The sequence below is a fragment of the Kitasatospora sp. NPDC096077 genome (assembly GCF_040303245.1).
Classification (GTDB): domain Bacteria; phylum Actinomycetota; class Actinomycetes; order Streptomycetales; family Streptomycetaceae; genus Kitasatospora.
Map to the genome: position 1 here is coordinate 57,258 of NZ_JBEOSV010000003.1, position 24,934 is coordinate 82,191.

Annotated in this window: 18 protein-coding genes; 5 read left to right on the forward strand and 13 right to left on the reverse strand. The window is 73.7% G+C overall.

The features are described from left to right. Positions 1–33 precede the first annotated feature (33 nt). The gene (locus tag ABTZ03_RS03860) at positions 34–1,044 is read right to left on the reverse strand and encodes a glycosyltransferase family 2 protein (RefSeq protein WP_400916925.1); all 1,011 of its coding nucleotides are present in this window, start codon (positions 1,042–1,044) and stop codon (positions 34–36) included. A gap of 135 nt (positions 1,045–1,179) precedes the next feature. On the opposite strand from ABTZ03_RS03860, the gene ABTZ03_RS03865 reads away from it, so the two are divergent. Continuing rightward, positions 1,180–4,752 (forward strand): bifunctional glycosyltransferase/CDP-glycerol:glycerophosphate glycerophosphotransferase, encoded by a 3,573-nt coding sequence (locus tag ABTZ03_RS03865; protein ID WP_350511252.1) that lies wholly within the window; start codon positions 1,180–1,182, stop codon positions 4,750–4,752. Positions 4,753–5,021: 269 nt separating this feature from the next. After that, complete coding sequence (locus ABTZ03_RS03870; protein WP_350511253.1) at positions 5,022–7,544, forward strand: CDP-glycerol glycerophosphotransferase family protein; 2,523 nt, start codon at positions 5,022–5,024, stop codon at positions 7,542–7,544. A gap of 86 nt (positions 7,545–7,630) precedes the next feature. Here ABTZ03_RS03870 and ABTZ03_RS03875 read toward each other — a convergent pair whose 3' ends face one another. The 6 genes from ABTZ03_RS03875 to ABTZ03_RS03900 form a co-directional block, all read right to left on the reverse strand. Further along, positions 7,631–8,119 carry a 2'-5' RNA ligase family protein gene (locus ABTZ03_RS03875; protein ID WP_350511254.1) on the reverse strand — a complete coding sequence of 163 codons (489 nt, stop codon included), beginning with the start codon at positions 8,117–8,119 and terminating at the stop codon, positions 7,631–7,633. A gap of 62 nt (positions 8,120–8,181) precedes the next feature. After that, positions 8,182–9,177, reverse strand: coding sequence for a tryptophan--tRNA ligase (gene trpS / locus ABTZ03_RS03880; RefSeq protein WP_350511507.1), 996 nt, complete (start codon positions 9,175–9,177; stop codon positions 8,182–8,184). A 75-nt stretch (positions 9,178–9,252) separates the two neighbouring features. Next, positions 9,253–10,578: a hemolysin family protein gene (locus ABTZ03_RS03885; RefSeq protein WP_350511255.1), complete on the reverse strand. Its 1,326-nt coding sequence runs from the start codon at positions 10,576–10,578 to the stop codon at positions 9,253–9,255. Positions 10,579–10,684: 106 nt separating this feature from the next. Continuing rightward, entirely contained in the window at positions 10,685–11,677 is a 993-nt protein-coding gene (locus ABTZ03_RS03890) for a malate dehydrogenase (protein WP_350511256.1), read from the reverse strand. Between the two features lie 240 nt (positions 11,678–11,917). Beyond that, on the reverse strand, positions 11,918–12,343 hold the full coding sequence (locus ABTZ03_RS03895; protein WP_350511257.1) for a DUF3017 domain-containing protein: 426 nt from the start codon (positions 12,341–12,343) through the stop codon (positions 11,918–11,920). A gap of 19 nt (positions 12,344–12,362) precedes the next feature. Continuing rightward, complete coding sequence (locus ABTZ03_RS03900) at positions 12,363–13,217, reverse strand: bifunctional methylenetetrahydrofolate dehydrogenase/methenyltetrahydrofolate cyclohydrolase (protein WP_350511258.1); 855 nt, start codon at positions 13,215–13,217, stop codon at positions 12,363–12,365. Positions 13,218–13,730: 513 nt separating this feature from the next. On the opposite strand from ABTZ03_RS03900, the gene ABTZ03_RS03905 reads away from it, so the two are divergent. Beyond that, positions 13,731–14,339: a hypothetical protein gene (locus ABTZ03_RS03905; RefSeq protein WP_350511259.1), complete on the forward strand. Its 609-nt coding sequence runs from the start codon at positions 13,731–13,733 to the stop codon at positions 14,337–14,339. Positions 14,340–14,414: 75 nt separating this feature from the next. On the opposite strand, the gene purH is transcribed toward ABTZ03_RS03905, so the two are convergent. Next, positions 14,415–15,992 (reverse strand): bifunctional phosphoribosylaminoimidazolecarboxamide formyltransferase/IMP cyclohydrolase, encoded by a 1,578-nt coding sequence (purH, locus tag ABTZ03_RS03910; RefSeq protein WP_350511260.1) that lies wholly within the window; start codon positions 15,990–15,992, stop codon positions 14,415–14,417. Beyond that, the gene (gene purN / locus ABTZ03_RS03915; RefSeq protein ID WP_350511261.1) at positions 15,989–16,648 is read right to left on the reverse strand and encodes a phosphoribosylglycinamide formyltransferase; all 660 of its coding nucleotides are present in this window, start codon (positions 16,646–16,648) and stop codon (positions 15,989–15,991) included. The genes purH and purN overlap by 4 nt, the downstream gene beginning before the upstream one ends. 380 nt (positions 16,649–17,028) lie before the next feature. Here purN and ABTZ03_RS03920 point away from each other — a divergent pair, with 380 nt between their 5' ends. Then, the gene (locus ABTZ03_RS03920) at positions 17,029–17,673 is read left to right on the forward strand and encodes a hypothetical protein (protein WP_350511262.1); all 645 of its coding nucleotides are present in this window, start codon (positions 17,029–17,031) and stop codon (positions 17,671–17,673) included. A 67-nt stretch (positions 17,674–17,740) separates the two neighbouring features. Here ABTZ03_RS03920 and ABTZ03_RS03925 read toward each other — a convergent pair whose 3' ends face one another. Then, a complete protein-coding gene (locus tag ABTZ03_RS03925; protein ID WP_350511263.1) occupies positions 17,741–19,165 on the reverse strand; it encodes a cell division protein PerM in 1,425 nt (474 codons plus the stop codon). Between the two features lie 132 nt (positions 19,166–19,297). On the opposite strand from ABTZ03_RS03925, the gene ABTZ03_RS03930 reads away from it, so the two are divergent. Next, positions 19,298–21,226, forward strand: a complete 1,929-nt coding sequence (locus tag ABTZ03_RS03930) for a LuxR C-terminal-related transcriptional regulator (protein ID WP_350511264.1) — start codon at positions 19,298–19,300, stop codon at positions 21,224–21,226. Positions 21,227–21,330: 104 nt separating this feature from the next. Here the strand turns inward: ABTZ03_RS03930 and sucD are convergent, their stop codons facing one another. The 3 genes from sucD to ABTZ03_RS03945 form a co-directional block, all read right to left on the reverse strand. After that, positions 21,331–22,215, reverse strand: a complete 885-nt coding sequence (gene sucD / locus ABTZ03_RS03935; RefSeq protein WP_350511265.1) for a succinate--CoA ligase subunit alpha — start codon at positions 22,213–22,215, stop codon at positions 21,331–21,333. An 18-nt stretch (positions 22,216–22,233) separates the two neighbouring features. Beyond that, positions 22,234–23,406, reverse strand: a complete 1,173-nt coding sequence (sucC, locus tag ABTZ03_RS03940; RefSeq protein ID WP_350511266.1) for an ADP-forming succinate--CoA ligase subunit beta — start codon at positions 23,404–23,406, stop codon at positions 22,234–22,236. A 293-nt stretch (positions 23,407–23,699) separates the two neighbouring features. Continuing rightward, the gene (locus ABTZ03_RS03945) at positions 23,700–24,926 is read right to left on the reverse strand and encodes a VWA domain-containing protein (protein WP_350511267.1); all 1,227 of its coding nucleotides are present in this window, start codon (positions 24,924–24,926) and stop codon (positions 23,700–23,702) included. Between the last annotated feature and the right edge of the window lie 8 nt (positions 24,927–24,934).

A 24,934-nucleotide genomic window follows, 5' to 3' on the forward strand; every position in this document is an offset into this window, starting at 1 on the left:
ACCGGTTATACCGGCCCTTCCCCCGAACGGCCGTCAGGCGGCGCGTCGGCCGTTGACGAGTCGGCGGGCCTTCGCCAGGGCGCGGACGGTCTGGTACGCGGTGTAGCGGCCCTGGCCGAGCAGTTCGGTGCGCACGCCGTCCACGCCGGGCGGCGGGCGGTAGCCGGCCGGGCGCAGCCGGGCGCAGTGCGCGGCGGCGCGGCGGAAGTACTCGCGGCGGTCGCCGGCCGGGACCCGGCCGGGCTTGGCGACCACGGTGTTGAGGTGGTGGAGCATCCTGCCGTAGACGACCGGGCGCCAGTGGTCGAGGTCGGGGCGGCGGTCGAGGAAGGCGAAGACCAGGTCGTACTGGGCGAACACGTCGAAGTGCTTGCGGCTGGCGGTGGCCAGGATGTTGCCGCCCTCCTGGCGCTGCCGGTAGTGCACGCCGACCCGGTCGAGCAGGGTGATGCTGGCGGCGGCGAGCAGCGCCGGGTACGTCCAGGGGGTGTCCTCGTAGTAGCCGGCCGGGAACTCCAGCCGCTGCTCGGCGATGAACCCGCGGCGGTAGGCCTTGTTCCAGACGACCTGGAGCAGGTCGAGCAGGTCGGGGCGGGCGGCGAGGTCGAACACCTCCGGGGAGGCGGCGCCGAAGACGTGCCCGGCGGCGGCCCGGGTGATCCGGCCGTCGGCGTAGGTGCGGGCGTAGTCGTAGACCAGGACGTCCGGGTCGCCGGTGGCGGCGAGGCGGTCGTCGACGGCCTTCAGCAGGTCGGGGGTGAGGGTGTCGTCGCTGTCGAGGAAGACCACGTAGTCGCCGGTGGCGACCTCCAGGCCGGCGTTGCGGGCCCGGCCGAGGCCGACGTTCTCGGGCAGGTGGATCACCCGGATCCGGGGGTCGGCGGCCGCCGCCTCGTCCAGCAGGGCGCCGCAGCCGTCCGGCGAGCGGTCGTCCACCGCGATCAGTTCGAGCTCTGGTCCGCCCTGGCCGAGGACCGACGCGAGGCACTCGGCGAGGTAGTCCTGGACCTGGTACACGGGGACGATGACGCTGAAGCGGGGCACGGGGCCCAGCGTAGTGGGCCCCGGGGGGCCGGAGCCCCGGAAGGTAGGATCGGGGGCGCACGTACGCACCGATCCAAGTGCGGTCAGACCCCCAGCGGGCTGCCACGCTCCTCCCGAGAAAGGCCTGCGTAGCCGATGGCTCCCCGCCTCTCCATCGTCGTTCCGATCTACAACGTCGAGCGCTATCTCGTCGAATGCCTGGACTCGATCGCCGCCCAGACCTTCACGGACTTCGAGTGCGTCATGGTCGATGACGGTTCGAAGGACGACAGCGCGGCGCTCGCCGAGGCGTACGCGGCCAAGGACTCTCGGTTCCGGCTGGTCCGGCAGGTGAACAAGGGCCTCGGCGCGGCCCGCAACACCGGCATCCGGCACATCGACCCGGACGCCGAGTTCCTGTGCTTCGTGGACAGCGACGACTCGATGCCGCCGAGTGCGTACGAGCTGATGATCAACACGCTGGACGAGACCGGCTCGGACTTCTGCACCGGCAACGTGCTGCGCTTCCGCGCCGTGGGCTACTACCAGTCCGGCGGGCACGTGAAGCCGTTCAAGGAGACCAAGCTCAAGACCCACATCACCGAGATCCCGGCGCTGGTCACCGACCGCACCGCGTGGAACAAGGTGTACCGCCGGTCCTTCTTCGACGCCGCGGGCCTGCTCTACCCCGAGGGCATCCTGTACGAGGACGCGCCGGTCAGCGTGCCGCACCACTACCTCGCCAAGAGCGTGGACGTGCTCTCCGAGCCGATCTACCACTGGCGCGAGCGCGAGGTCGGCGAGATGTCGATCACCCAGATGCGCACCAACCCCAAGGGCCTGGTCGACCGGGTCACCTCGGTCGAGCTGGTCCGCGGCTGGCTGAAGAAGCAGACCGAGCCGCGCTTCGCCGAGTACCTGCGCTCCTACGACGAGAACACCCTCGTCGAGGAGATCCCGATGTTCTTCTGGTCCGTCGTGGACGGTGACCAGGAGTACCGGGCCGCCTACGTCCAGAGCGTCAGCCGGCTGCTCCGGTCGATCGGCCAGGAGCAGGTCCGCAAGCTGCGCGCGCCGCTGCGACTGAAGTACCACCTGACCCTGCAGAACCGGGTCGACGAGCTGGTCGAGCAGATCAAGTACGAGGGCGAGAGCGGCGGCGGCGTGCAGGCCCGCGGCCTGCTGCGGCCGTACGCGGACTACCCGTTCCTGCGCGGCGGGCGCAAGAGCGTGCCCGCCGGCGTGCTCAAGCTGGACAACTCGCTGGTCATCCGCAGTCGGCTGTACGAGAGCGCCTGGGTGGGCGGCAAGCTGGAGCTGACCGGCCACGCGTACCCGGAGCAGCTGGGCTCGGCGAACAAGCACGACATGGTCCGCACCCTGGTGCTGCGCGAGACCAAGGGCCGCCGGGTGATCGCGGTGCCGATGAAGACCCAGTACAGCCCCGAGGCCACCGCGAGCTGCAACCACGACCTGTACAGCTGCGACTGGTCCGGCTTCAACGTCGCCCTGGACCCGAAGAAGCTCAAGCACCGCGGTCAGTGGAAGGACGGCCACTGGCGCCTCCTGGTGGCCGGCGCGGGCAAGGGCGGGGTCTACAAGGGCCGGATCTCCGCGGGCTGGAGCGACACCGCCGAGTACGTCCCGGCGCACTGGGTCGAGCCGGACGTGCGGATAGTGCCGTGGGTCCGGGACAACTTCCTGTACCTGCACGTGGAGGTCGTCAAGGCCCGGGTGACCGGCCTGGCCGCGCACGGCGGCCGGGTGGAGGTCTCCGGTGCGGCCCGCTCCGGGGTGAGCTTCGCCGGGGCCCGGCTGCGGCTCACCCACATCGAGTCGGACCGCGAGCTGTCCTTCCCGGTCGAGCTGGGCACGCCGGTCGGCACCCTGCAGCCGTTCAGCGCGTCCTTCCCGGTGGCCGAGCTGACCGCCGTCCGCGAGTCCTGGGCGGAGCTGGACCCGGTGGCCGCCGAGCGCAGCCGCGACCGCTGGAACAGCGCGCTGGTGCTGGCCGACGGCAGCGTCGTCAAGCTGGTCTGGGACGACCGCAACGCGCCCGAGCAGCTGCACCTGCCGATCGACCGGCCGTCCGCGGACGCACCGCACCGGGCGCTCTACTCCAAGCCCTCCACCGGCGGCCACCTGCAGTTCTGCGACCAGCTGCTGCAGCCGCTGGTGGACGAGGTGTCCGCGCGCGGCGCCGACGGCTTCCAGATCGCCGGCACCTTCCCGCTGCCGGGCACCCACCGCTGGGAGCTGGTGGTCCGGCACAACTGGCGCGAGGAGGAGCACGTCTACCCGGTGGAGATCTCGGACGGCCGGTTCCGCGCCGCCCTGCCCACCGTGCCGACCGCCTCCTTCGCCGGGTCGGTGCCGCTCGTCGCCGGCACCTGGAGCGTCTTCTTCCGCCCGGTCGGGACCCCGGTGGGGGCCCTGCCGGACTCCACCGTGCTGGTCACCCCGGACTGCTTCGGCGCCCTGCCGTTGGAGGTGGAGTCCCGCGGCAAGCGGATCGTGCTGGAGCGCCGCCACCACGACGGGCTGTCGCTGGAGTCGCACTCGGCGCTGCTCCCCGAGGAGCGGTCCGGTTACCGCCAGCGCCTGCTGCGCACCGAGCGCTACCCGGCCGCCCGCCGCGAGCCGCTGCGCGACACGGTGCTCTACAACGCCGGGCAGGGCAGCGTGTACGCCGGCTCCCCGAAGGCGGTGCACGAGGAGCTGGTCCGCCGCGGCCTGCCGCTGGAGCACCTCTGGGGCAGCGACGACCTCCAGGCCGAGCTGCCGCGCACCGCGCGGGCGCTCCGGCTCTGGAGCCCGGAGTGGTTCGAGGCGCTGGCGACCGCCAAGTACGTCGTCACCAGCACCCACCTGCCCGACTTCTTCGTCCGCCGCCCCGGCCAGGTGGTCGTGCAGACCTGGCAGGGCAGCCCGCTGAAGCAGATCGGCTTCGACTTCGAGAAGGTCTGGTTCACCGACTCCAACTACCTCAAGAGCCTGGCCCGCGAGGTCCCGAACTGGAGCCTGCTGGTGGCCGGCAACAGCTGGTCGGCCCCGGTGCTGCGGCGCGCCTTCGACTACCAGGGCGAGATCCTGGAGAGCGGTTCGCCGCGCAACGACCTGCTGTTCGCGGCCGACCGGGAGAAGACCGCCGAGCAGGTCCGCGAGCGGCTCGGCCTGCCCGAGGGCAAGAAGGTCGTGCTCTACGCGCCGACCTGGCGCGAGGACCGGCGCCGTCCCAACGGCGGCTACCAGATGGACCTGCGGCTCGACCTCGCGGCGGCCAAGGAGGCGCTCGGCGACGACCAGGTGCTGCTGGTGCGCCGGCACACCCTGATGTGCGGCCAGATCCCGGGTGCCGGCAACGGCTACATCTGGGACGTCGGCAGCTACCCCGACATGGCGGAGCTGCTGCTGATCGCGGACGTGCTGGTCACCGACTACTCGTCGAGCATCTTCGACTTCGCCGGCACCGGGAAGCCGATGCTGTTCTTCACCCACGACCTGGAGCACTACCGCGACAACCTGCGCGGCTTCAGCCTGAACTTCGAGGCCGAGGCCCCGGGCCCGCTGCTGGCCACCTCCGGTGAACTGGTCGACGCGCTCGGCCGGGTGGACGAGGTGGCGGCCGAGTACGCGGACAAGGCGGCCGCCTTCCGCGAGGCGTACTGCGACCTGGACGACGGCAAGGCCGCCGGCCGGGTGGTCGACGCGATGCTCCGCAAGGAGTAGCCACCGGCCCGCACCGAGGCGCCCGACGCGATCCGCGTCGGGCGCCTCGGCGTTTTTCCGTGGCCCCCGGGTGGATCAGCGGTGCTCGAACCCGCGGTCGACTCACGAATTCCTGATGAATTTCCCACGGACAGCACAGGTGACATCTGGTGTCATTTCGGCACCGGACGCCCGGACGGCCCCGAGCCCGTCGTTATCGGTTCGGCGTCCTCCCCCGTCCACCGCGTCCACCGCCCCGGCCGGGATCCCGTCCCCGAAAGGGCCCCGCCTTGCCCGCGCTGACCCGGTTCGTCCTGCCGCACGCCACCCCCCGTACGGCCCCCGGCCGTCCCGTCGCCGACGAGGACGTGCGGTTCGGACTGCTGCGCGCCCGCTGGCAGCACCGCGGCCTGGAACTCACCGGCTTCGCCCGGCCGCTGGACCTGGACACCGGCCGCCCCGGCTCGGCCTGGACCTGGCTGACCCTGCGCCACCAGGACCCGGCCCGGCCGCCGCTGCACCTGCCCTCCCGCCCCCGCCGGACGCCCGAGGTCACCGACGACAGCGCCCAGTCCGCGTTCAACCACGACTGGTCCGGCTTCACCGCCCTGATCCGGCCCGCCCGGCTGCGCCGCCACGGCCGCTGGCTGCTCGGCGACTGGCGGATCGATGCCACCCTGTTCACCCTCCCCCGCCCCGGCCGCCCGCGCCGCCGGTACGGCGCCCTCGCCCCGCACTGGTGCGGCTCCGGCGAGTACCCGCCGGCCCGCTGGGTGGACCGCGACGTGCGCCTCCAGCCGTACTTCGCGGACGGCCGGCTGCACCTGCGGCTGGAACGCCCCGCCGTCCGGCTCGACCGCGCCGAACCCGCCGCCGACGGCATCCGGCTGGGCGGGATCGCCGACCATTGCCCCGCCGGCACCGTGCTGCGCCTGCGGCACCGGCAGAGCGACGCGGTGATCCGGCGGCCGCTCACCCGGAGCGGCAACACCTTCACCGTCGAGCTGCCGTACCGGCCGTTCACCGCCGAGGGCTGCGGCCGCGGCGAACTGGAGCACTGGGACGCCGAGTTGGTGCGCCCCGACGGCGGCGCCGAACCGCTCTGGCCGGACCGGCGCGGCGGCCCGGTGACCGGCCAGCACCCGCTGCCGGACGCCCCGGGCCGGGTGCTCTACCTCAAGCACCTCGCCGACGGGCGGCTGCAGCTCTGCGTCCAGCCCGCGGCCGGGCTGGTCGACCGGGTCCTCGTCCGGGCCGACGGCTTCGAGCTGTCCGGCCACTGCCCCGCCCCGGCCGTCGACCGGCTGGACCTGGTGCTGCGGCACGGCGGCACCGCCGATGCCGTCCGCACCCCGGTCGAGGCCGGGCCGGACGGCCGCTTCCGGGCCCGGGTGCCCGCCACCCGGACCGGCTCGGACGGCGTCCCGCTGCCGCTGCGCAAGGGCGTCTGGACGGCCGCCCTGGAGCCCGCCGACGGCACCGGCCCGGCCCGGCCGCTGATCGCCGCCCCCGCCGTCCTGCCCGACCTGCCGGCCGCCACCACGGCCGGCACCGCCCCCGGCGGCAAGCGGGTGCTGCTGGAGCGCCGCTGGCACGACACCCTGCTGGTGGACTCCACCCCGGTGCTGGACGCCGCCGAACGCAGCGCCTGGACCCAGGCCCGGCTGCGCGCCGAGCACTACCCGGCCGCCCGCCGCGAACCGCTGCGCGAGGCGGTGCTGTACGACGTGTTCGGCGGCCGCGGCTACGCCGACTCACCGCGCGCGGTGCACGCCGAACTCGCCCGCAGGGGAACGGAGTTGGAGCACCTCTGGGTGGTCGACGACGCCCAGGCCGCACTGCCGGCCGGGGTCCGCCCGGTGCGGGTCTGGAGCCCGGAGTGGTACCGCGCGCTGGCCACCTGTCGGTACCTGGTGGGCAACACCCACTTCCCGGACTTCCTGGAGCGCCGCCCCGGCCAGGTCGTCGTGCAGACCTGGCACGGCGCGCCGCTCAAGCGGATCGCCCACGACGTCGACAACCCCTGGCTGGCCGACCGCGGCTACCTGGCGGCGCTCGACCGGGAGACCCCGCAGTGGAGCCTGCTGCTCTCCCCCAGCCCGTTCGCCACCCCGATCCTGCGGCGCGCCTTCCGCTACCGCGGCGAGGTGCTGGAGTCCGGCTACCCGCGCGGCGACGCGCTGGCCCGACCCGACCCGCGGCTCGCCGCGGCCGTCCGCCGCCGGCTCGGCGTCCCCGCCGACAGACGGGTCGTACTGTACGCGCCGACCTGGCGCGAGGACCAGCAGCGCGGCGACGGCGAGGGCTTCCGGCTCGACCTGCGGCTGGACCTCGACCACGCCCGCCGGCTGCTCGGCCCCGACCACGTGCTGCTGGTCCGCCCGCACGCCCACGTCCGGGAGCCGCTACCGGGCGACGGCGACGGCTTCCTGTTCGACTGCGGGGACTACCCCGACCCGCAGGAACTGCTGCTGATCGCGGACGTCCTGGTGACCGACTACTCCTCGATCATGTTCGACTTCGCGATCACCGGCCGTCCGATGTACTTCTTCACCTACGACCTGGAGCACTACCGCGACACCCTGCGCGGCTTCTCCTTCGACTTCGAGTCGGACGCCCCCGGCCCGCTGCTGCCGGACCCGGCCGAGCTGCTCGACGCGCTGCGCGCACTCGCCGACAGCGGCGCGCAGTCTCCCCCCGGGTACGCTGGGCGCCTTCGCCGCTTCCGGGCCGAGCACTGCGTCCTGGACGACGGCGGCGCGGCCCGCCGGGTGGTCGACCGGATGCTCGAACTCGGCCTGCCCGCAGGCTAGTTCAGGAGCCGTGCCGATTCAGGAGCGGTGCCGGTTCAGGAGCTGTGCCGGTTCAGGAGCTGTGCCGGTTCAGGAGCTGTGTTGATTCAGGAGAAGTGGTAGGCCCGCCAGGGCCGCCAGACCTGGTCCGCGTCGAACCGGGAGAGCGAGAAGCCCGGCACCGGGAACTCCGCCCGGAATCCGCGCGCCTGCTCGTACGCCTGGTCCAGCACGTCCTCCGACAGGCCGTGGGCGACGGTGACGTGCGGGTGGTACGGGAAGGCCAGCTCGCGGGCCAGCGGGCCGGAGCGGACGTCCGCCTCCAGCAGCCGGCACTCCTGGGCGCCCTCCTCGACCCGGACGAACACCACCGGGGAGACCGGGCGGAAGGTGCCGCCGCCGCGCAGCACCATCCGGAACGGCCGGTGCGCGGCCGCCACCGCCGCCAGGTGCTCCTCGATCTTCGGCAGCGCCTCGGCGGGCACCTCGGTCGGCGGCAGCAGGGTCACGTGCGTCGGTATCGACCGGGCCTGCGGGTCGCCGTGGCCGGCCCGGGCGTCCTGGATCCGCGCGCCGTGCGGCTCCGGAACGCTCACGGACACGCCGATGGTGAGGAGGTCCGGGACCTCCTCACCATCGGGCAGGCGCGTGAGCGGATTCACCGCTTGGCGGCCGGGAGGAAGCCGATCCGGTCGTACACCGTCGCCAGCGTCTCGGAGGCGACCGCGCGGGCCTTCTCCGCGCCGATCGCCAGCACCCGGTCCAGCTCGGCCGGGTCGTCCAGGAAGCTGCTGGTGCGCTCCTGGAAGGGGGTCACCCACTCGGTGAACAGCTCGGCCAGCTCGGTCTTCAGGGCGCCGTACATCTTGCCCTCGAAGTGCTCGACCAGCTGCTCGACCGACTGGCCGCTGAGCGCGGAGTGGATCCGCAGCAGGTTGGAGACGCCCGGCTTCTGCTCCTCGTCGTAGGAGACCACGGTGCCGGTGTCGGTGACGGCGCTCTTGAACTTCTTGGCGCTGACCTTCGACTCGTCCAGCAGGCTGACCAGGCCCTTGGGCGAGGAGGCCGACTTGCTCATCTTGATGCCCGGGTCCTGGAGGTCCATGATCTTCGCCGTCTCCTTGAGGATGTACGGCTTGGGGATCGTGAAGACCGGCGCGTAGCGCGAGTTGAAGCGCTCGGCGATGTCCCGGGTGATCTCGACGTGCTGGCGCTGGTCCTCGCCGACCGGGACGGCGTCCGCCTGGTAGAGCAGGATGTCCGCGATCTGCAGGATCGGGTAGGTGAACAGGCCGACGGTGGTGCTGTCGGCGCCGTACCGGGACGACTTGTCCTTGAACTGGGTCATCCGGGAGGCCTCGCCGAAGCCGGTGAGGCAGTTCATCACCCAGGCGAGCTGCGCGTGCTCGGGCACGTGCGACTGGACGAACAGGGTGCAGTGCTCCGGGTCCAGGCCGGCCCCGAGCAGCTGGGCGGCGGAGACCCGGGTGTTCTGGCGCAGGATCACCGGGTCCTGCGGCACGGTGATCGCGTGCAGGTCGACGACCATGTAGAAGGCGTCGTTCTCCTTCTGCAGGTCGACCCACTGGCGCACCGCGCCCAGGTAGTTGCCGAGGTGGAACGAACCGGAGGTGGGCTGGATCCCGGAGAGCACCCGGGGACGGTCCTTGACCGGACCAGTGACCGCTGCGTTGACCATGCGGGTCATTCTTCCAGTTCCCCCGGTCGCTCAGGAAACCTCCGCCCCCGCAGCCCCGTCCGGTGTGACCGCACTCACCCTCACCCGGGCGATCCGCCGGCCCTCCACCTTGGCCACCGTCAGCAGCACCGTCGTGCCGCCCTCGACCGGGACCCGGGCGTGGTCGCCGTCCCGGGGCAGCCGGCCGAGCGCGGCGACCAGGCAGCCGGCCACCGTCTCGTACGGGCCCTCGGGCAGGGCGACGCCGGTCTCCTCCTCGAAGTCGCCGAGGTTGAGCAGGCCGTCCAGCTCGATCCCGCCGCCGGCCAGCCGGCGGGTCGGAGCGGACTCCGGGCGGTCGTACTCGTCCCGGATCTCGCCGATCACCTCCTCGACCAGGTCCTCCAGGGTGACGATGCCGGCGGTGCCGCCGTACTCGTCGATCACGATGGCCAGGTGGTGGCCCTCCCGCCGCATCTCGCCCATCGCCTCCAGCACCCGCTTGGTGCCGGGCAGCAGCTTGACCGGGCGGGCCAGGTCGCGGACCTTGGCGGCCTGCTCGCCGCGGGCGCCGTACAGGTCCCGGACGTGGACGAAGCCGACCACCGCGTCGGCGCTGCCCTCGACCACCGGGTAGCGCGAGTGCGGCGAGGTCTCCGCCTGGTGCCGGACGGCGGCCAGCGGCCGCTCCGCGTCCAGGAAGGTCACCTCGGTCCGCGGGACCATCACCTCGCGCAGCTGGCGCTCCCCGGCGGCGAACACGTCCGCGATCAACGCCCGCTCGTCGCTGCCCAGTTCGGTGTTGGAGGCGACCAGCCCGCGCAGCTCCTCGGAGCTCATCGAGCCGCGCCCGGCGGCCGGATCGCCGCCGAACAGCCGGACCATCAGGTTGGTGGAGTGGCCGAGCAGCCAGATCACCGGGCGCAGCGCCACCGACATCACGTCCACCACCGGGGCGGCCACCACCGCGATGGACTCGGCGCGCTGCAGGCCGATCCGCTTGGGGGTGAGCTCGCCGAGCACCAGCGAGACGTAGCTGATCACCAGGGTCAGGCCGACCAGGGCGCCGGCGTCCGCCACCCCCTGGGAGAGCCCGGCCCGGACGAACAGCGGGGCGACCTTGCCGGCCAGGGTGTCCGCGCCGAAGGCGGCGGACAGGAAGCCCATGCAGGTCACGCCGACCTGGACGGCGGCCAGGAAGCGGTTGGGGTCGGCGGCCAGGTGCGCCGCCCGGGCCGAACGCCGGGTGCCGCGCGCCTCCAGCGTCCGGATCTGGCCCTCGCGCAGCGAGATCAGCGAGATCTCGGCGACGTTGAACAGCCCGCCCAGCAGGATGAAGACGAGGACGAGCGCGGCGTCCCCGAGGGTTTCGTTCACAGCGGGCCAGTGTAGGCGCCGCGGACGAACCGCTCCGGGAACGGCGGCGGCCCGCCGCCTCCCGGAGGTGGGAGGGGCGGGCCGTCGGAAGGCCGTGCGGCGGGGCTCAGATGAGGCCCAGCTCCTGCACCGCGTCGCGCTCCTCGGTCAGCTCCTTGACCGAGGCGTCGATGCGGGCGCGGGAGAAGTCGGAGATCTCCAGGCCCTGGACGATCTCGAACTTGCCGTCCTTGGTGGTGACCGGGAAGGAGGAGATCAGGCCGGCCGGGACGCCGTAGGAGCCGTCGGAGACGACGCCCATGGAGGTCCAGTCGCCCTCGGCGGTGCCGTTGACCCAGGTGAAGACGTGGTCGATGGCGGCGTTGGCGGCCGAGGCGGCCGAGGAGGCGCCACGGGCCTCGATGATGGCCGCGCCGCGCTTGGCGACGGTCGGGATGAAGTCGTTCTCCAGCCAGGCCTGGTCGCTGCCGACGGCCTCGAAGGCCGGCTTGCCGGCGACCTCGGCCTGGAAGATGTCCGGGTACTGGGTCGCGGAGTGGTTGCCCCAGATGGTGACGCGCTTGATGTCGGAGACCAGGGCGCCGGTCTTGGCGGACAGCTGGCCGACGGCGCGGTTGTGGTCCAGGCGGGTCATCGCGGTGAAGCGCTCGGCCGGGACGTCCGGGGCGTTGCGCTGGGCGATCAGGGCGTTGGTGTTGGCCGGGTTGCCGACGACCAGGATCTTGACGTCGTCCGCGGCGTTGTCGTTGATGGCCTTGCCCTGCGGGCCGAAGATGCCGCCGTTGGCCTGCAGCAGGTCACCGCGCTCCATGCCCGCGGTGCGCGGACGGGCGCCGACCAGCAGGCCGACGTTGGTGCCGTCGAAGGCCTTGTTCGGGTCGTCGGTGATGGTGATGTCCCGCAGCAGCGGGAAGGCGCAGTCGACGAGCTCCATGGCGGTGCCCTCGGCGGCCTTGAGGCCCTGCGGGATCTCCAGGAGGCGCAGGTTCACCGGCACGTCGGCACCGAGCAGGTGGCCCGAGGCGATGCGGAAGAGCAGCGCGTAGCCGATCTGGCCGGCCGCTCCGGTGATGGTGACGTTGACGGGGGTGCGGGTCATTTCTACCTTCTCCAGCAAATCGCCAGGTGCCCCAGGCACACCGGCGCACTGGAGCCGAGGATGATCTCTCGACGTCGAGAGACCGGCGTCAGGTTATCGCAAAGGGAAGCGTACGCCGCGTGTGCGGGCGTGGCTGATGCGTCACAGACGCAGCGCGGCCCCGCCCGGGAATCCGGACGGGGCCGCGGTCGGCACGGTGCGGCGGCTCGGTGCTCGGGCCGACTCGGTGCTCGGGCCGGCTCAGTGCTTGGGCCGGCCGATCAGCTGGCCGATGTTGTCCAGCAGCGGGAACTCCAGCCAGGGGTTCGGCTGCGCGACCAGGGTCAGCAGCACGATCGAGGCCCCCAGGAAGGCCAGCACGATCACATCGGTGAACCGGCTGCGCACCGCCAGCATCCCGACCTCGGGCAGCACCAGTCGCAGCACCGCGCCGAGCAGCACCCCGCAGCCGAGGATCAGCAGCCCGTACTTGAAGCCGTCCTTGAAGTCGGCGAACCAGGTGACCGCGAGGCCGGCGCCGACCACCGACAGGACCAGCGTTATCGGCCACTGCCGGACCGGCAGGGCGTGGTCGCGCCCGAGGGCCGGGGAAGCCCCCTCGGGCGGCAGGGTGCCGGTGGTCTTGACCGGCCGTTGCCGGGACCGCGCCGGTCGCGGTTCAGTCATGCTCGCCGTCCCTCGGGGGTCAGACGCCGGCGCGGCGCTCGGCCGCCTCGACGATGTTGTTGAGCAGCATCGCGCGGGTCATCGGGCCCACCCCGCCGGGGTTCGGGGAGATCCAGCCGGCCACCTCGGCCACGCCCGGGTGCACGTCGCCGACGATCTTGCCCTCGCTGCGGCTGACACCGACGTCCAGCACCGCGGCGCCCGGCTTGACGTCCTCCGGCTTGACCAGGTGCGGCACGCCCGCGGCGGCCACGATGATGTCGGCCTTGCGCAGGTGCGCGCCGAGGTCCCGGGTGCCGGTGTGGCACAGGGTGACGGTGGCGTTCTCGCTGCGGCGGGTCAGCAGCAGGCCGATCGAGCGGCCGACGGTGATGCCGCGGCCGACCACGACCACCTCGGCGCCGTCGATCTCGACGTCGTGCCGGCGCAGCAGCTCGACGATGCCCAGCGGGGTGCACGGCAGCGGGCCGTCGATGCCCAGCGCGAGGCGGCCGAGCGAGGTCGGGTGCAGGCCGTCGGCGTCCTTGTCCGGGTCCATCAGCTCCAGGACCGGGTTCTGGTCCAGGCCCTTGGGCAGCGGCAGCTGGACGATGTAACCCGTGCAGGACGGGTCGGCGTTGAGCTCGCGGACGACGTTCTCGACGTCCTCCTGGGTGGCGGTCGCGGGCAGCTCGCGCTGGATCGAGGCGATGCCGACCTCGGCGCAGTCCTTGTGCTTCCCGTTGACGTACCAGCGGCTGCCCGGGTCGTCGCCGACCAGGACGGTGCCGAGGCCGGGCGTGACGCCCTTCGCCTTGAGGACCGCCACGCGGGCGGCGAGTTCGGACTTGATCGCGGCGGCGGTGGCCTTGCCATCGAGAATCTGGGCAGTCATGACCCCATTCTCCCGGATCGCGGCCGCCTCCCGTACCGGGCTCCCGTAGCGGGGTCCTCCCCATCGGCCGCGGCGCTCCTCGGCGCGACCGGACGGGTACGGAAGGTCCGCACCACGTTGCGGTTGCGCCACAGTCTTGACCAGGCGACCGGAACCGGCTGGACAGCGCGCCGCCGTCCGGTGACGATATGCGGGCATCCCCTGCCGCGACCAGGCCCGGTGACGGGCCGACGGATCCCGCGGCGGGGCGTACCCGGGGGAAAGAGCCAGTGATCCGACCACAGCACACCGAGCAGCCCGACCGTCTCGGCGCCGACCTCACCGCGCCGTGTCCGTCCCGGCGTCCGATCACCCGCTCGTCATCACAGTTCTGAGCCGGCCGCGGCCGTCACCGCCGCCGGGTTGTCACTGTGCTCCGATACCGTCCCGTTCCGTCGACGAACCGATGCGTCGACCGCAACCGGGTCCTCCGCCGTCCCGTCCCCGCGTCCCCGTAACTGCCCGGAGGCATCCATGAGTTACCCGCCCGACCCGAACAACCCGTACGGCCAGCAGCCGCCCGCCCCGGGCTACGGCTACCCGCAGCAGGCCCCGCCGCAGCCCGCCCCGGGCTACGGTTACCCGCCGCCGGCCGCGCCGGGCTACGGCTACGCGCCGGCCGTGCCGCAGACCATGCCGGGCCTGGTGACCACCGCCCGGGTGCTGCTGTTCATCGTGGGCGGCACCCAGGTGCTGCTCGCGCTCGGGTGCCTGATCGGGGCGGCGGCCACCAAGGACGCCGTCAACAAGAGCGGGGCGAGCGACAGCGACTTCATCTCCTCGATCGGCGACGCCGCCGCCGGCATCCTGGTCGTGGTCGGCATCGTGTTCGCGCTGGCCGCCGCGCTCTCCATCACGCTGGGCGCGAAGTACGGCAAGGGCGGCAACGCCACCCGGATCACCACCATCGTCTACGGCTCGATCGCCTCGCTGTTCGGCCTGCTCGACCTGGCCAGCGGGGCCTCCCAGGGCATCGCGGTGAGCATCATCCTCGGCGTGCTCTGGGTCGCGATCTGCGTCATCTGGATCACCGCGATGTGCACCCAGGGCGGTGTCAACTGGTTCAACCGGCCGCGCTACTGACCGCACGGCACGGACCACGACGAAGCGGCCCGGCTCCCTCCTCGGAGGGGCCGGGCCGCTTCGTGTCACCAGGGGTCAGTGGAAGAAGTGCCGCGCACCGGTGAAGTACATCGTGACGCCGGCCGCCAGGGCCGCCTCGACGACCTGCTCGTCGCGGATCGAACCGCCGGGCTGGACGATCGCCCGGACCCCGGCGGCGATCAGGATCTCCGGGCCGTCCGGGAACGGGAAGAAGGCGTCCGAGGCCGCGTACGAGCCCTTGGCCCGCTCGCCGGCCCGCTCGACCGCGAGCTTGCAGGAGTCGACCCGGTTGACCTGGCCCATGCCGACGCCGACCGAGGCACCGTCCTTGGCCAGCAGGATCGCGTTGGACTTGACGGCCCGGCAGGCCCGCCAGGCGAAGGCCAGCTCGGCCAGCTCGGCCGCGGGGAGCGCCTCACCGGTGGCCAGCGTCCAGTTCGCCGGGTCGTCGCCCTCGGCCTGCACCCGGTCGGCGTCCTGGAGCAGCACGCCGCCGGAGATCGGGCGGACCTCCTGGCGGTTGGCCGGGGCGCCGGGGGCGACCAGCACCCGCAGGTTCTTCTTGCGGGCCAGCACCTCGACCGCGCCGTCCTCGTAGCCGGGGGCCACCACGACCTCGGTGAAGATCGGGGCGATCTGCTCGGCCAGCTCGACGGTGACCGGGCGGTTGACCGCGATCACGCCGCCGTACGCGGAGACCGGGTCGCACTCGTGGGCCTTGCGGTGCGCCTCGACGACATCGGCGCCGGTCGCGATGCCGCACGGGTTGGCGTGCTTGATGATCGCGACGGCCGGCTCGGCGTGGTCGTACGCGGCGCGGCGGGCGGCGTCGGTGTCGACGTAGTTGTTGTACGACATCTCCTTGCCGTGCAGCTGCTCGGCGCCGGCCAGGCCGCCCGTGCCGTCGCTGTACAGCGCGGCGCCCTGGTGCGGGTTCTCGCCGTAGCGCAGCACGTTCTGCCGCTCCCAGGTGCCGCCGAGGAACTCGGGGAACCGCTCGTCGCTGGGGGCGTAGCCGGCCTCGAACCAGGAGGCGACGGCCACGTCGTAGGCGGCGGTGTGGGCGAACGCGGCACCGGCCAGGCGCTTGCGGGTGGCCAGGTCGAAGCCGCCCTCGCGGGCCGCCGTCAGCACGTCGGCGTAGCGGGCCGGGTCGACCACCACGGCCACCGAGGGGTGGTTCTTGGCGGCGGCGCGGACCATGCTCGGGCCGCCGATGTCGATCTGCTCGACGCACTCGTCCGGGGTGGCACCCGAGGCGACGGTGGCCTTGAACGGGTAGAGGTTCACCACGACCAGGTCGAAGGGCTCGACGCCGAGCTCGGCCAGCTGGGCGCGGTGCGACTCCAGCCGCAGGTCGGCGAGCACGCCGGCGTGCACCCGGGGGTGCAGCGTCTTCACGCGCCCGTCCAGGCACTCCGGGAAGCCGGTCAGCTCGGAGACCTCGGTCACCGGGACGCCGGCGGCGGCGATCCGGCCGGCGGTGGAGCCGGTGGAGACGATGGCGACCCCGGCGGCGTGCAGGCCCTGGGCCAGCTCCTCCAGACCGGTCTTGTCGTACACGCTGATCAGCGCGCGACGGATCGGACGGACGTTCTCCGAAACGGGCGTGGTGGTGGAGCTGGCACTCATGCCGGGATCCATACCTTTCGGTCCTCGATGCGGTGACCTTCGCGGGCCAGCCGGCCCACGACGTCGACGAGCAGCTTGCGCTCGACAGTCTTGATGCGCTCGTGCAGAGCTTCGCCGCCATCGGCGTGGTCGGCGTCGACGACCTCGACGACGCCCTGCGCGATGATCGGCCCGGTGTCCACGCCGGCGTCGACCAGGTGGACGGTGCAGCCGGTGACCCTCACCCCGTACGCGAGCGCGTCGGTGACGCCGTGGGCGCCGGGGAAGGACGGCAGCAGTGCGGGGTGGGTGTTGACGATCCGCCCCGCGAAGGCCGCGATGAACTCGGGGCCGAGGATCTTCATGAAGCCGGCCGTGACCACCAGGTCCGGCCGGTGGGCGGCGACGGAGGCGGTCAGCGCGCGGTCCCAGTCGGCCCGGTCCGGGAAGTCCTTCACCCGGTGGACGAAGCCCGGCAGGCCCGCCTTCTCCGCGCGCTCCAGGCCGGCGATCCCGTCCCGGTCCGCACCCACGGCGACGATCTCGGCGCCGAAGGCCGGGTCGGCGACGGCGTCGATCAGGGCCTGGAGGTTGGTGCCGGAGCCGGAGACCAGCACCACCAGGCGGGCCGGTCCGGGCGTACGGGGCGGGAAGAGCTGGGCGGGGGCGGCGGCCACTGCGCGATTCTCCGTAGGTCGGGCGCCGCCCGCTGGTACGTCCACCGGGCGGTGGGGCCACTACGAACGGCAGGTCGAGCGAAGGGGAACACCAGGGGAACCCACCACGACGCGGGCCCCGGGGAACCTATCTGAGCTGCTGACCGTCACCACGATAACGGCTGGTCGGAAGGCCTCCGCACCCTCCCCGCGGCGCTACGCGCGTAGTTGAGACGGGGATCTCCTCGGGCCCCCCGCACCGGAGTCGCCCGCGCGCCGCACGGCCGCGGGCAGGCCCCCGCCGGACCCTCGAACGCTTGCGGGATCATTGGGGGCGGAGGAGACCGCTCCCAGGCGCGACCTCCGGCACGAGCCCCGACCGAGAAGGAACGGCTGAACCCATGAGCAGCGGCGACGACACCGACGAGCGCAACCCCTTCGCGCCGCCGCCCACGGACGCCCCGGACCAGCCGTGGCGGCCGCGCAGCCCCTGGCCCGGCCAGGGCGCGGAGGGCGACGGCGGCCAGGGCGGTGGCGGCCAGAACGGCGACCGTCCGCCGTACCCGCCGCCGTGGGGACCGGGCCTCGGCGACGGCGGCCCCGGCCGACGTCCGCAGGCCCCGCCGCCGCCCCGGCTCGACCCGACCGACCCGACCCACCGCAAGGCCCGCAACGCCGCGCTGGCCGGACCGTTCGCGCTGGTCTGCCTGTTCCTGGGCTTCCAGTGGATCGCGCTGCTGGTCGGGGTGCTCGGCATCGCCTGGGGCATCGGCGCGCTGCGTGCCAAGCGGCCCGCCGCCGCGGCTCCCGCCCCCCTGGGCGGTCCGGCCGGGATCCCGGCGCCCAACCCGCTCACCCCGGCCGCGCTCGCCGGGATCCTCACCGGTGCGATGACCGTCGTGGTCGCCACCTCGGTGATCGGGCTCAGCGTCTACTACCAGGACTACATGACCTGCGTCCGGGACTCGCTGACCAACGTCGGCGCCGAGAACTGCGACCGGTACGCGCCGCAGTGGTACGTGGACTTCACCGGCAACTCGGAGTAGTCGCCGGGACGGCCGGGTCGGACGGGACGCCCGGGTCGGACCGCCGGGTCGGACGTGGCCGTCCGGCTCAGTCGAGGTCCGGGTCGGCCGGGCGCTGACCGGACAGCCGCAGCACCAGGGCGTACGTACCGGCGCGCAGCTCCAGTGCGCTCCGGCGCGCCCGGACCGCGAGCCGGGCGCGGGCGCCGGACCCGGCCGCCGGGGCCACCGGCACGGCGTCCGGCCCCTCCACCTCGTCCGCACTCCCGACCGGCGTCGGGCCGAGCACCCGGTGGCGGACCAGCAGGGCACCCGGCACCGCCACCACGGCCAGCCAGCCCGCCGCCGCCAGGCCCGTCCACCACGGCACCGGCCCCAGCCACGCCATCCGCCCGGCCGCCAGCGCCCCGCCCGCCGACCAGCCCAGCAGCGCCGCGCCGGCCCCCAGCAGCAGCGCCGCCGCCAGCGCCGCCACCACCGTCGCCGCGGGCGGCCAGGGCGCCGAGCCGCCCGGCTCCCCCCGACGGCCCGCCGCCGCCCGACCGAGCAGCACCGCCGGCACCAGCCCGGCCAGCAGCGGCAGCAGCAGCACGGCCAGCCGCCAGCCCCCCGGCCCGTCCTGCGGCAGCAGGGCGAACAGCGGGAACTCCGGCACCGGGCCGAGCCCCGTACCGCCCGGCGACACCAGCGCCCCGGCACCGACCTCGAACCCCGGGCCCAACGCGTACGCCGCACCCCACAGCACCGCGTTCGGCAGCAGCGCCACGGTGAGCAGCAGCAGCCCGACCAGCGCGGCCGGCCCGCCGCCGAGCAGCGCCATCCCGCGGCCGCCGCCGACCAGCGCGTCCAGCACCGCCGACCCCGCCACCAGCAGCGCGCCCACCGCGACCAGCCCCGCCCCCGCCGCCACGACCGCCCGGCCCACCGCGGGGCCGCCGCCGGTCGGCCGCCAGCCCGCCGGCAGCCGCTCCCACAGCCGCTCGGCACCGGCCCCGGCCGGCTCGACCGACCGGACGCCCGCGGCCGTCGACAGCCCCGCGAGCAGACCCACCACCAGCAGGTCCGGCAGCACCCGGCTGCGGAACAGCCCGGCCCCCGCGCTGTGCAGCGCCACCCCGGCCGCCACCGCGCAGTACCCCGCCCAGAGCGCCACCGGGCCGCCCCAGCGCGAGCGCAGCCCGCGCCGCGAGGCCACCCCGGCCCCCGCCCGGTAGAGCCGCACCACCACCAGCAGGCCGAGCAGCAGCGGACTGACCGTCACCGGGGCGTCCGCGGCACCGCGCAGCACCGGCGCGCCGTGCCCGAGCAACCAGAGCGAACCCGCCAACCGGGTGGCACCGGCCGCGTCGGAATCCGCGTACGGCGTCGCCACCCAGAGCCCCAGCACCGGCACTCCGACCGCCGCCAGACCGACCAGCGCCGTCCGCACGCCCGCCAACAGGTCGGCCAGTACGGGCCGTCCACCCAGTTCGTCCGGCACTTCCAGGATCGGACGACCCATCAGCTGCGTCATGCGCCTCATGGTGCCAAGGCGACTCGCCATGCTCCGTGAACCGGCAAACCGCCGCCGTGTCCCAGATTATTGGCTTATGCGCCTTTTCAGACCGTGCCCCCAAGCCGCCGCCGCCCCGGCCCGGAGCGTCTGATGACCACGCCGCCCACCCGTGCCACCGACCCGCTGCGGAAACTGACCCCCCGTGAGGCCGAGGCCCTCGCCCACCTCGCCGCCGGCCACGGCGTCGACCACACCGCCGCCGCACTCGGCGTCACCCCCACGACCGCCCGCAGTTATCTCCACCGGGCCATGCGGAAGCTCGGCTGCCCCACCGAGGCCGCCGCCATCGCCCTCCTCCGCACCGCACCCCCCACCGGCCCGGGCCGGCGCCGCCCGGCCGCCCCCACCGACGCCGACCGCACGCGCACGGCCCCCACCGCCCCGGGAGAACGCAGCGGCATGACACAGACCACCCCGACCCCCGGCGACCACCACCGCTCCCCCACCCCCGGCCGGCCCACGACCGGCGCCCCGGCCACCGACGGCGAGCAGCGGCCGACGGCACGGCACGACGGCCCCCCGGCCGCCCCCGACGGACGGCCGGCCCGGGCCCGGGGCCGGAACAAGGGCGGTCGCCCCGCGCCCCCCGTCGCCGCAGCCGGCACCGCGGCGGACCGGGCCAGGAACAGACCCGACGGACGGACGGCCCGGGGGCGGAACAAGGGCGGGCCCCTCGCACCGCCCGCCACCGACTCCGGTGCCGCGTCCGCCACCGACTCCGCCACCGGTGCAGCGTCCGGTCGGGCGAAGAGCGGCCCGGACGGACGACGGGCGGCCCGGGGCCGGGACGACGGCCACCGGCCCGCAGCGTCGTCCGCCGGTCCCGCCGCGGCCTCCGGCCGGACCGGGGGCGAGCGGGCCGTCCCGGAGTCCGCCGCCGGGCGGCCGGAACCGGGCGGAGCCGGCGCGCGGGAGCGGATCAGCCTGGCGCTCTCCGAGGCGGGCAGCGGGCGCGACCTGACGGAGAGCTTCGAGGAGCTGTACGAGGACGCCCACACCCGGCTGGTGCAGCAGGTGTTCCTGTTGACGGCCTGTCGGCACCGGGCGGTGCACTGCGTGCGGCGCGCGTTCGGAGAGGCCCGGCAGGACTGGGGCGGGGTGGTCGGGTCGGGTGACCCGGAGGGCTGGGTGCGGGTGCGGGCGTCCGAGCTGGCGCTGTCGCCATGGCGCCGGGGCGGGCCCCGGCAGGCGCACGCGTGGGCGCTGCCGCACCGGCGGATCCGGGTGCGGCCGGCCGACGAGGCGCAGTCCGTGCTGCCGGACCACGACCGGCTGACCGACCGGGACAAGGCCCTGCTGAAGGCACTGCGACGGCTGTCGCGGTCGCAGCGGCGGGCCCTGGTGCTGCACGACGGGCTGGGGCTGCCGGCGGCGGCGATCGCGGTGGAGGTGGAGTCGACCCGGCGGGCGGCCGAGGGGCGGGTGTGGGCGGCGCGGGAGGCGCTGGCGCAGTGGGTGCCGGAGCTGGTGGGGCCGGATCCGGCGGCCCCGGGGTTCGCCGACGGGCTGAGCGCACTGCTGCACCGGGCGGCGGTACGGGGTTGTCCGGAGCCGCACCGGGCGCCGGTGCCGGTGCTGCGGGCCCGGCACCGGCTGTGGACGGCGAGCCGGACCGGCGCGGCCGCGCTGCTGACGGCGGCGGTGGCCGGGGCGGCGGTGGCGACGCTGGCGGGGCTGCGTCCGGCGGTGCTGTTCCACGAGCCCGATCCGCCGGTCCCCGCGCTCTGCGTGCCGGCCCCGACCGCTGAGGTGGCGGAGCCGGGGGTGCCGCTGCGGCCGGACGGTGCGCCGAACGGCATCACCAGTCTGTGGTGCAGTCCGACTCCGGGACTGGAGGCGGTGGTGGCGGATCCGCAGGCGCGGGCGGTGGCGCGCTGGGAGCTACCGGTGGCGGCCCGGGGCGCGGCCCCGCCGCCGCCGCAGGATCCGGCGGCCTGTCCGGCCTGGTCCCCGCTGCCCTGCGGCACGGGGCCGGGCACCGAGAAGGCGCCGGCCCCGGACGCCGGGACCGGGCACTGAACCGGCGAAACACCGAGTCGGCGGGCCCTGGGAGCCCGGTGCCGGAAACGGCGAGCGCCCCCGCCCGGGAAGGGCGGGGGCGCTCACCACGCGGGTGACCGGGGTCAGCCGGCGATGATCTCGCGGGCCAGGCGGGCGGTCTCGGACGGCGTCTTGCCGACCTTGACACCGGCGGCCTCAAGGGCCTCCTTCTTCGCCTGGGCGGTGCCCGAGGAGCCGGAGACGATGGCGCCGGCGTGGCCCATGGTCTTGCCCTCGGGGGCGGTGAAGCCCGCGACGTAGCCGACGACCGGCTTGGTGACGTGCTCGGCGATGTAGGCCGCGGCACGCTCCTCGGCGTCGCCACCGATCTCACCGATCATGACGATGATCTCGGTCTCCGGGTCCTCCTGGAAGGCCTTGAGGGCGTCGATGTGGGTGGTCCCGATGATCGGGTCACCGCCGATGCCCACGGCCGAGGAGAAGCCGATGTCGCGCAGCTCGTACATGAGCTGGTAGGTCAGGGTGCCGGACTTCGACACCAGACCGATCTTGCCCGAGGTGGTGATGTCGGCCGGGATGATGCCCGCGTTCGACTGGCCGGGGCTGATCAGGCCGGGGCAGTTCGGGCCGATGATCCGGGTCTTGTTGCCCTTGGAACCGGCGTACGCCCAGAAGGCGGCGGTGTCGTGCACCGGGACGCCCTCGGTGATGACGATGGCCAGCGGGATCTCGGCGTCGATGGCCTCGATGACGGCGGCCTTGGTGAAGGCCGGCGGCACGAAGAGGACGGAGACGTCCGCGCCGGTCTTCTCCATGGCCTCGGCGACGGAGCCGAAGACCGGGATCTCGGTGCCGTCGACGTCGACCGTGGTACCGGCCTTGCGCGGGTTGACACCGCCGACGATCTCGGTGCCGGAGGCGAGCATGCGGCGGGTGTGCTTCATGCCCTCGGCGCCGGTCATGCCCTGGACGATGACCTTGCTGTCCTTGGTAAGGAAGATAGCCATGGTGTTAAGTCCCCTTCCTTACTTGTTGGCCAGCTCGGCGGCGCGGTCGGCCGCACCGTCCATGGTGTCCACGCGCTGGACCAGCGGGTGGTTGGCGTCGTCCAGGATCTTGCGACCCAGCTCCGCGTTGTTGCCGTCCAGGCGGACGACCAGCGGCTTGGAGACGTTCTCGCCCTTGCTCTCGAGGAGCGCCAGGGCCTGCACGATGCCGTTGGCGACCGCGTCACAGGCGGTGATGCCGCCGAAGACGTTGACGAACACCGACTTGACGTCGGGGTCGCCGAGGATGATCTCCAGGCCGTTCGCCATGACCTCGGCGGACGCGCCGCCGCCGATGTCCAGGAAGTTGGCGGGCTTGACGCCGCCATGGTTCTCACCGGCGTAGGCGACCACGTCGAGGGTGCTCATGACGAGGCCCGCGCCGTTGCCGATGATGCCGACCTGGCCGTCGAGCTTGACGTAGTTCAGGCCCTTGGCCTTGGCGGCGGCCTCCAGCGGGTTGGCCGCGGCCTTGTCCTCCAGGGCCTCGTGCTCCGGCTGACGGAACTCGGCGTTCTCGTCCAGGGAGACCTTGCCGTCGAGCGCGATGATCTTGCCGTCACCGGACTTGATCAGCGGGTTGACCTCGACGAGGAGGGCGTCCTCCTTGATGAAGACGGTCCACAGCTTCTGCAGGACCTCGGCGACCTGGTCGGCGACCTCGGCCGGGAACTTCGCCGCGGCGACGATCTCGGCGGCCTTCTCCGGGGTGCAGCCCTCGTTGGCGTCGACCGGGATCTTGGCGAGCGCGTCGGGGTTCTCCTCGGCGACGACCTCGATCTCCACGCCGCCCTCGACGCTGGCCATGGCCAGGAAGGTGCGGTTGGTGCGGTCCAGCAGGAACGAGACGTAGTACTCGTCCTTGATGTCCGCGGTCTGGGCCAGCATCACCTTGTGAACGGTGTGGCCCTTGATGTCCATACCGAGGATCGCCTCGGCCTTGGCGACGGCGTCGGCCGGGTCGGCGGCGAGCTTGACGCCACCGGCCTTGCCACGGCCGCCGACCTTCACCTGAGCCTTGACGACGGCGCGTCCGCCGAAGCGCTCGGCGATGGCGCGAGCGGCTTCGGGGGTCTCGATGACATCACCGTCAAGCACGGGCACACCGTGCTTGGCGAAGAGGTCCCTCGCCTGGTACTCGAACAGGTCCACGTGTGTTCGTCCTTGTTCGTGGTCGCGGATTGTGTCTCTACGAGCGTGCCACGGCAGGATCTTCGCTGCGGGTCGTCGGGGCGGTGCGGGTACGCAGAGGTACGGCCTTGCGGCCCACACAGCCACGGGCGCACACGTCAATCAACACGCGCGTCACGTCCGTCTGGCAGGTTATCCCCGTGGGACGGGCCTGTTCCGCCCGGGGCCCTGTCCGGCTTGGGTGAGAACCGTCACAGATCGGCCCGGACGCGCCGCCCGCGGATCGGGCGGGTTCACCCGCCCGGGTGATGTCGTCACTCCCCCCGGTCGGCCCCCTCCCCGGTGCCGCCCGCCGTCAGGTGCCGGGGGATCGGACGCTTCTCGATCGCCGCCGCCATGATCTCCGGGAAGGCGTCCGGGGTGCAGGCGAAGGCCGGGACGCCGAGTGCGGCCAGGGCGGCGGCGTGGGCGTGGTCGTACGCCGGGGCGCCCTCGTCGGAGAGCGCGAGCAGCGCGATGAACTGGACGCCGGCCGCCTTCATCGCGGCGACCCGCCGCAGCATGCCGTCCCGGATGCCGCCCTCGTACAGGTCGCTGATCAGCACCACGACGGTCTCGGAGGGCCGGGTGATCCTCGACTGGCAGTAGGCGAGCGCCCGGTTGATGTCGGTGCCGCCGCCGAGCTGGGTGGCGAACAGGACGTCCACCGGGTCGGTGAGCTGTTCGGTGAGGTCGACCACCGAGGTGTCGAAGACGACCAGCCGGGTGTCCAGGCTGCGCATCGAGGAGAGCACCGCGCCGAACACCGCCGAGTGGACGACCGAGGGCGCCATCGAACCGGACTGGTCGACGCAGAGGATGACGTCCTTGCGCACCGCGCGCTGGGCGCGGGCGTGGCCGACCAGCCGCTCGGGCACCACGGTGCCGTGCTCGGGCAGGTAGTTCCTCAGGTTGGCCCGGATCGTCCGGTCCCAGTCGATGTCCCGGTGGCGCGGCCGGTTCACCCGGGCACTGCGGTCCAGGGCGCCGCCCACGGTGGCCCTGGTCCGGTCGGCCAGCCGGCGCTCCAGGTCGGCGACCACCTTGCCGACCACGGCCCGGGCGGACTCCCGGGTGGTCTCGGGCAGCGCGTGCTTGAGCGACAGCAGGGTGCCGACCAGGTGCACGTCCGGCTCGACGGCCTCCAGCATCTCCGGCTCCAGCAGCAGCCGCTCCAGGCCGAGCCGGGTGATCGCGTCCTGCTGCATCAGCTGGACGACGGTGGACGGGAAGTACCTGCGGATGTCGCCCAGCCAGCGGGCCACCTGCGGGGCCGAGCCGCCCAGCCCGGCGCTGCGGCGGCCGCCGCGGGCCGGGCGGGCGCCCTCCTCGGGGGCGCCCCGGTAGAGCGCGGCGAGCGCGCCGTCCATCGCGGCGTCGCGGCCGCGCAGGGTGCAGCCGGTGCCGTCGGCCTCGCCGCCGAGCACCAGTCGCCAGCGGCGCAGCCGTTCGTCGGCCGGGGTCGCCGCCATCGGGTTCGCCGCCATCGGGGTCGCTGCCATCGGGATCC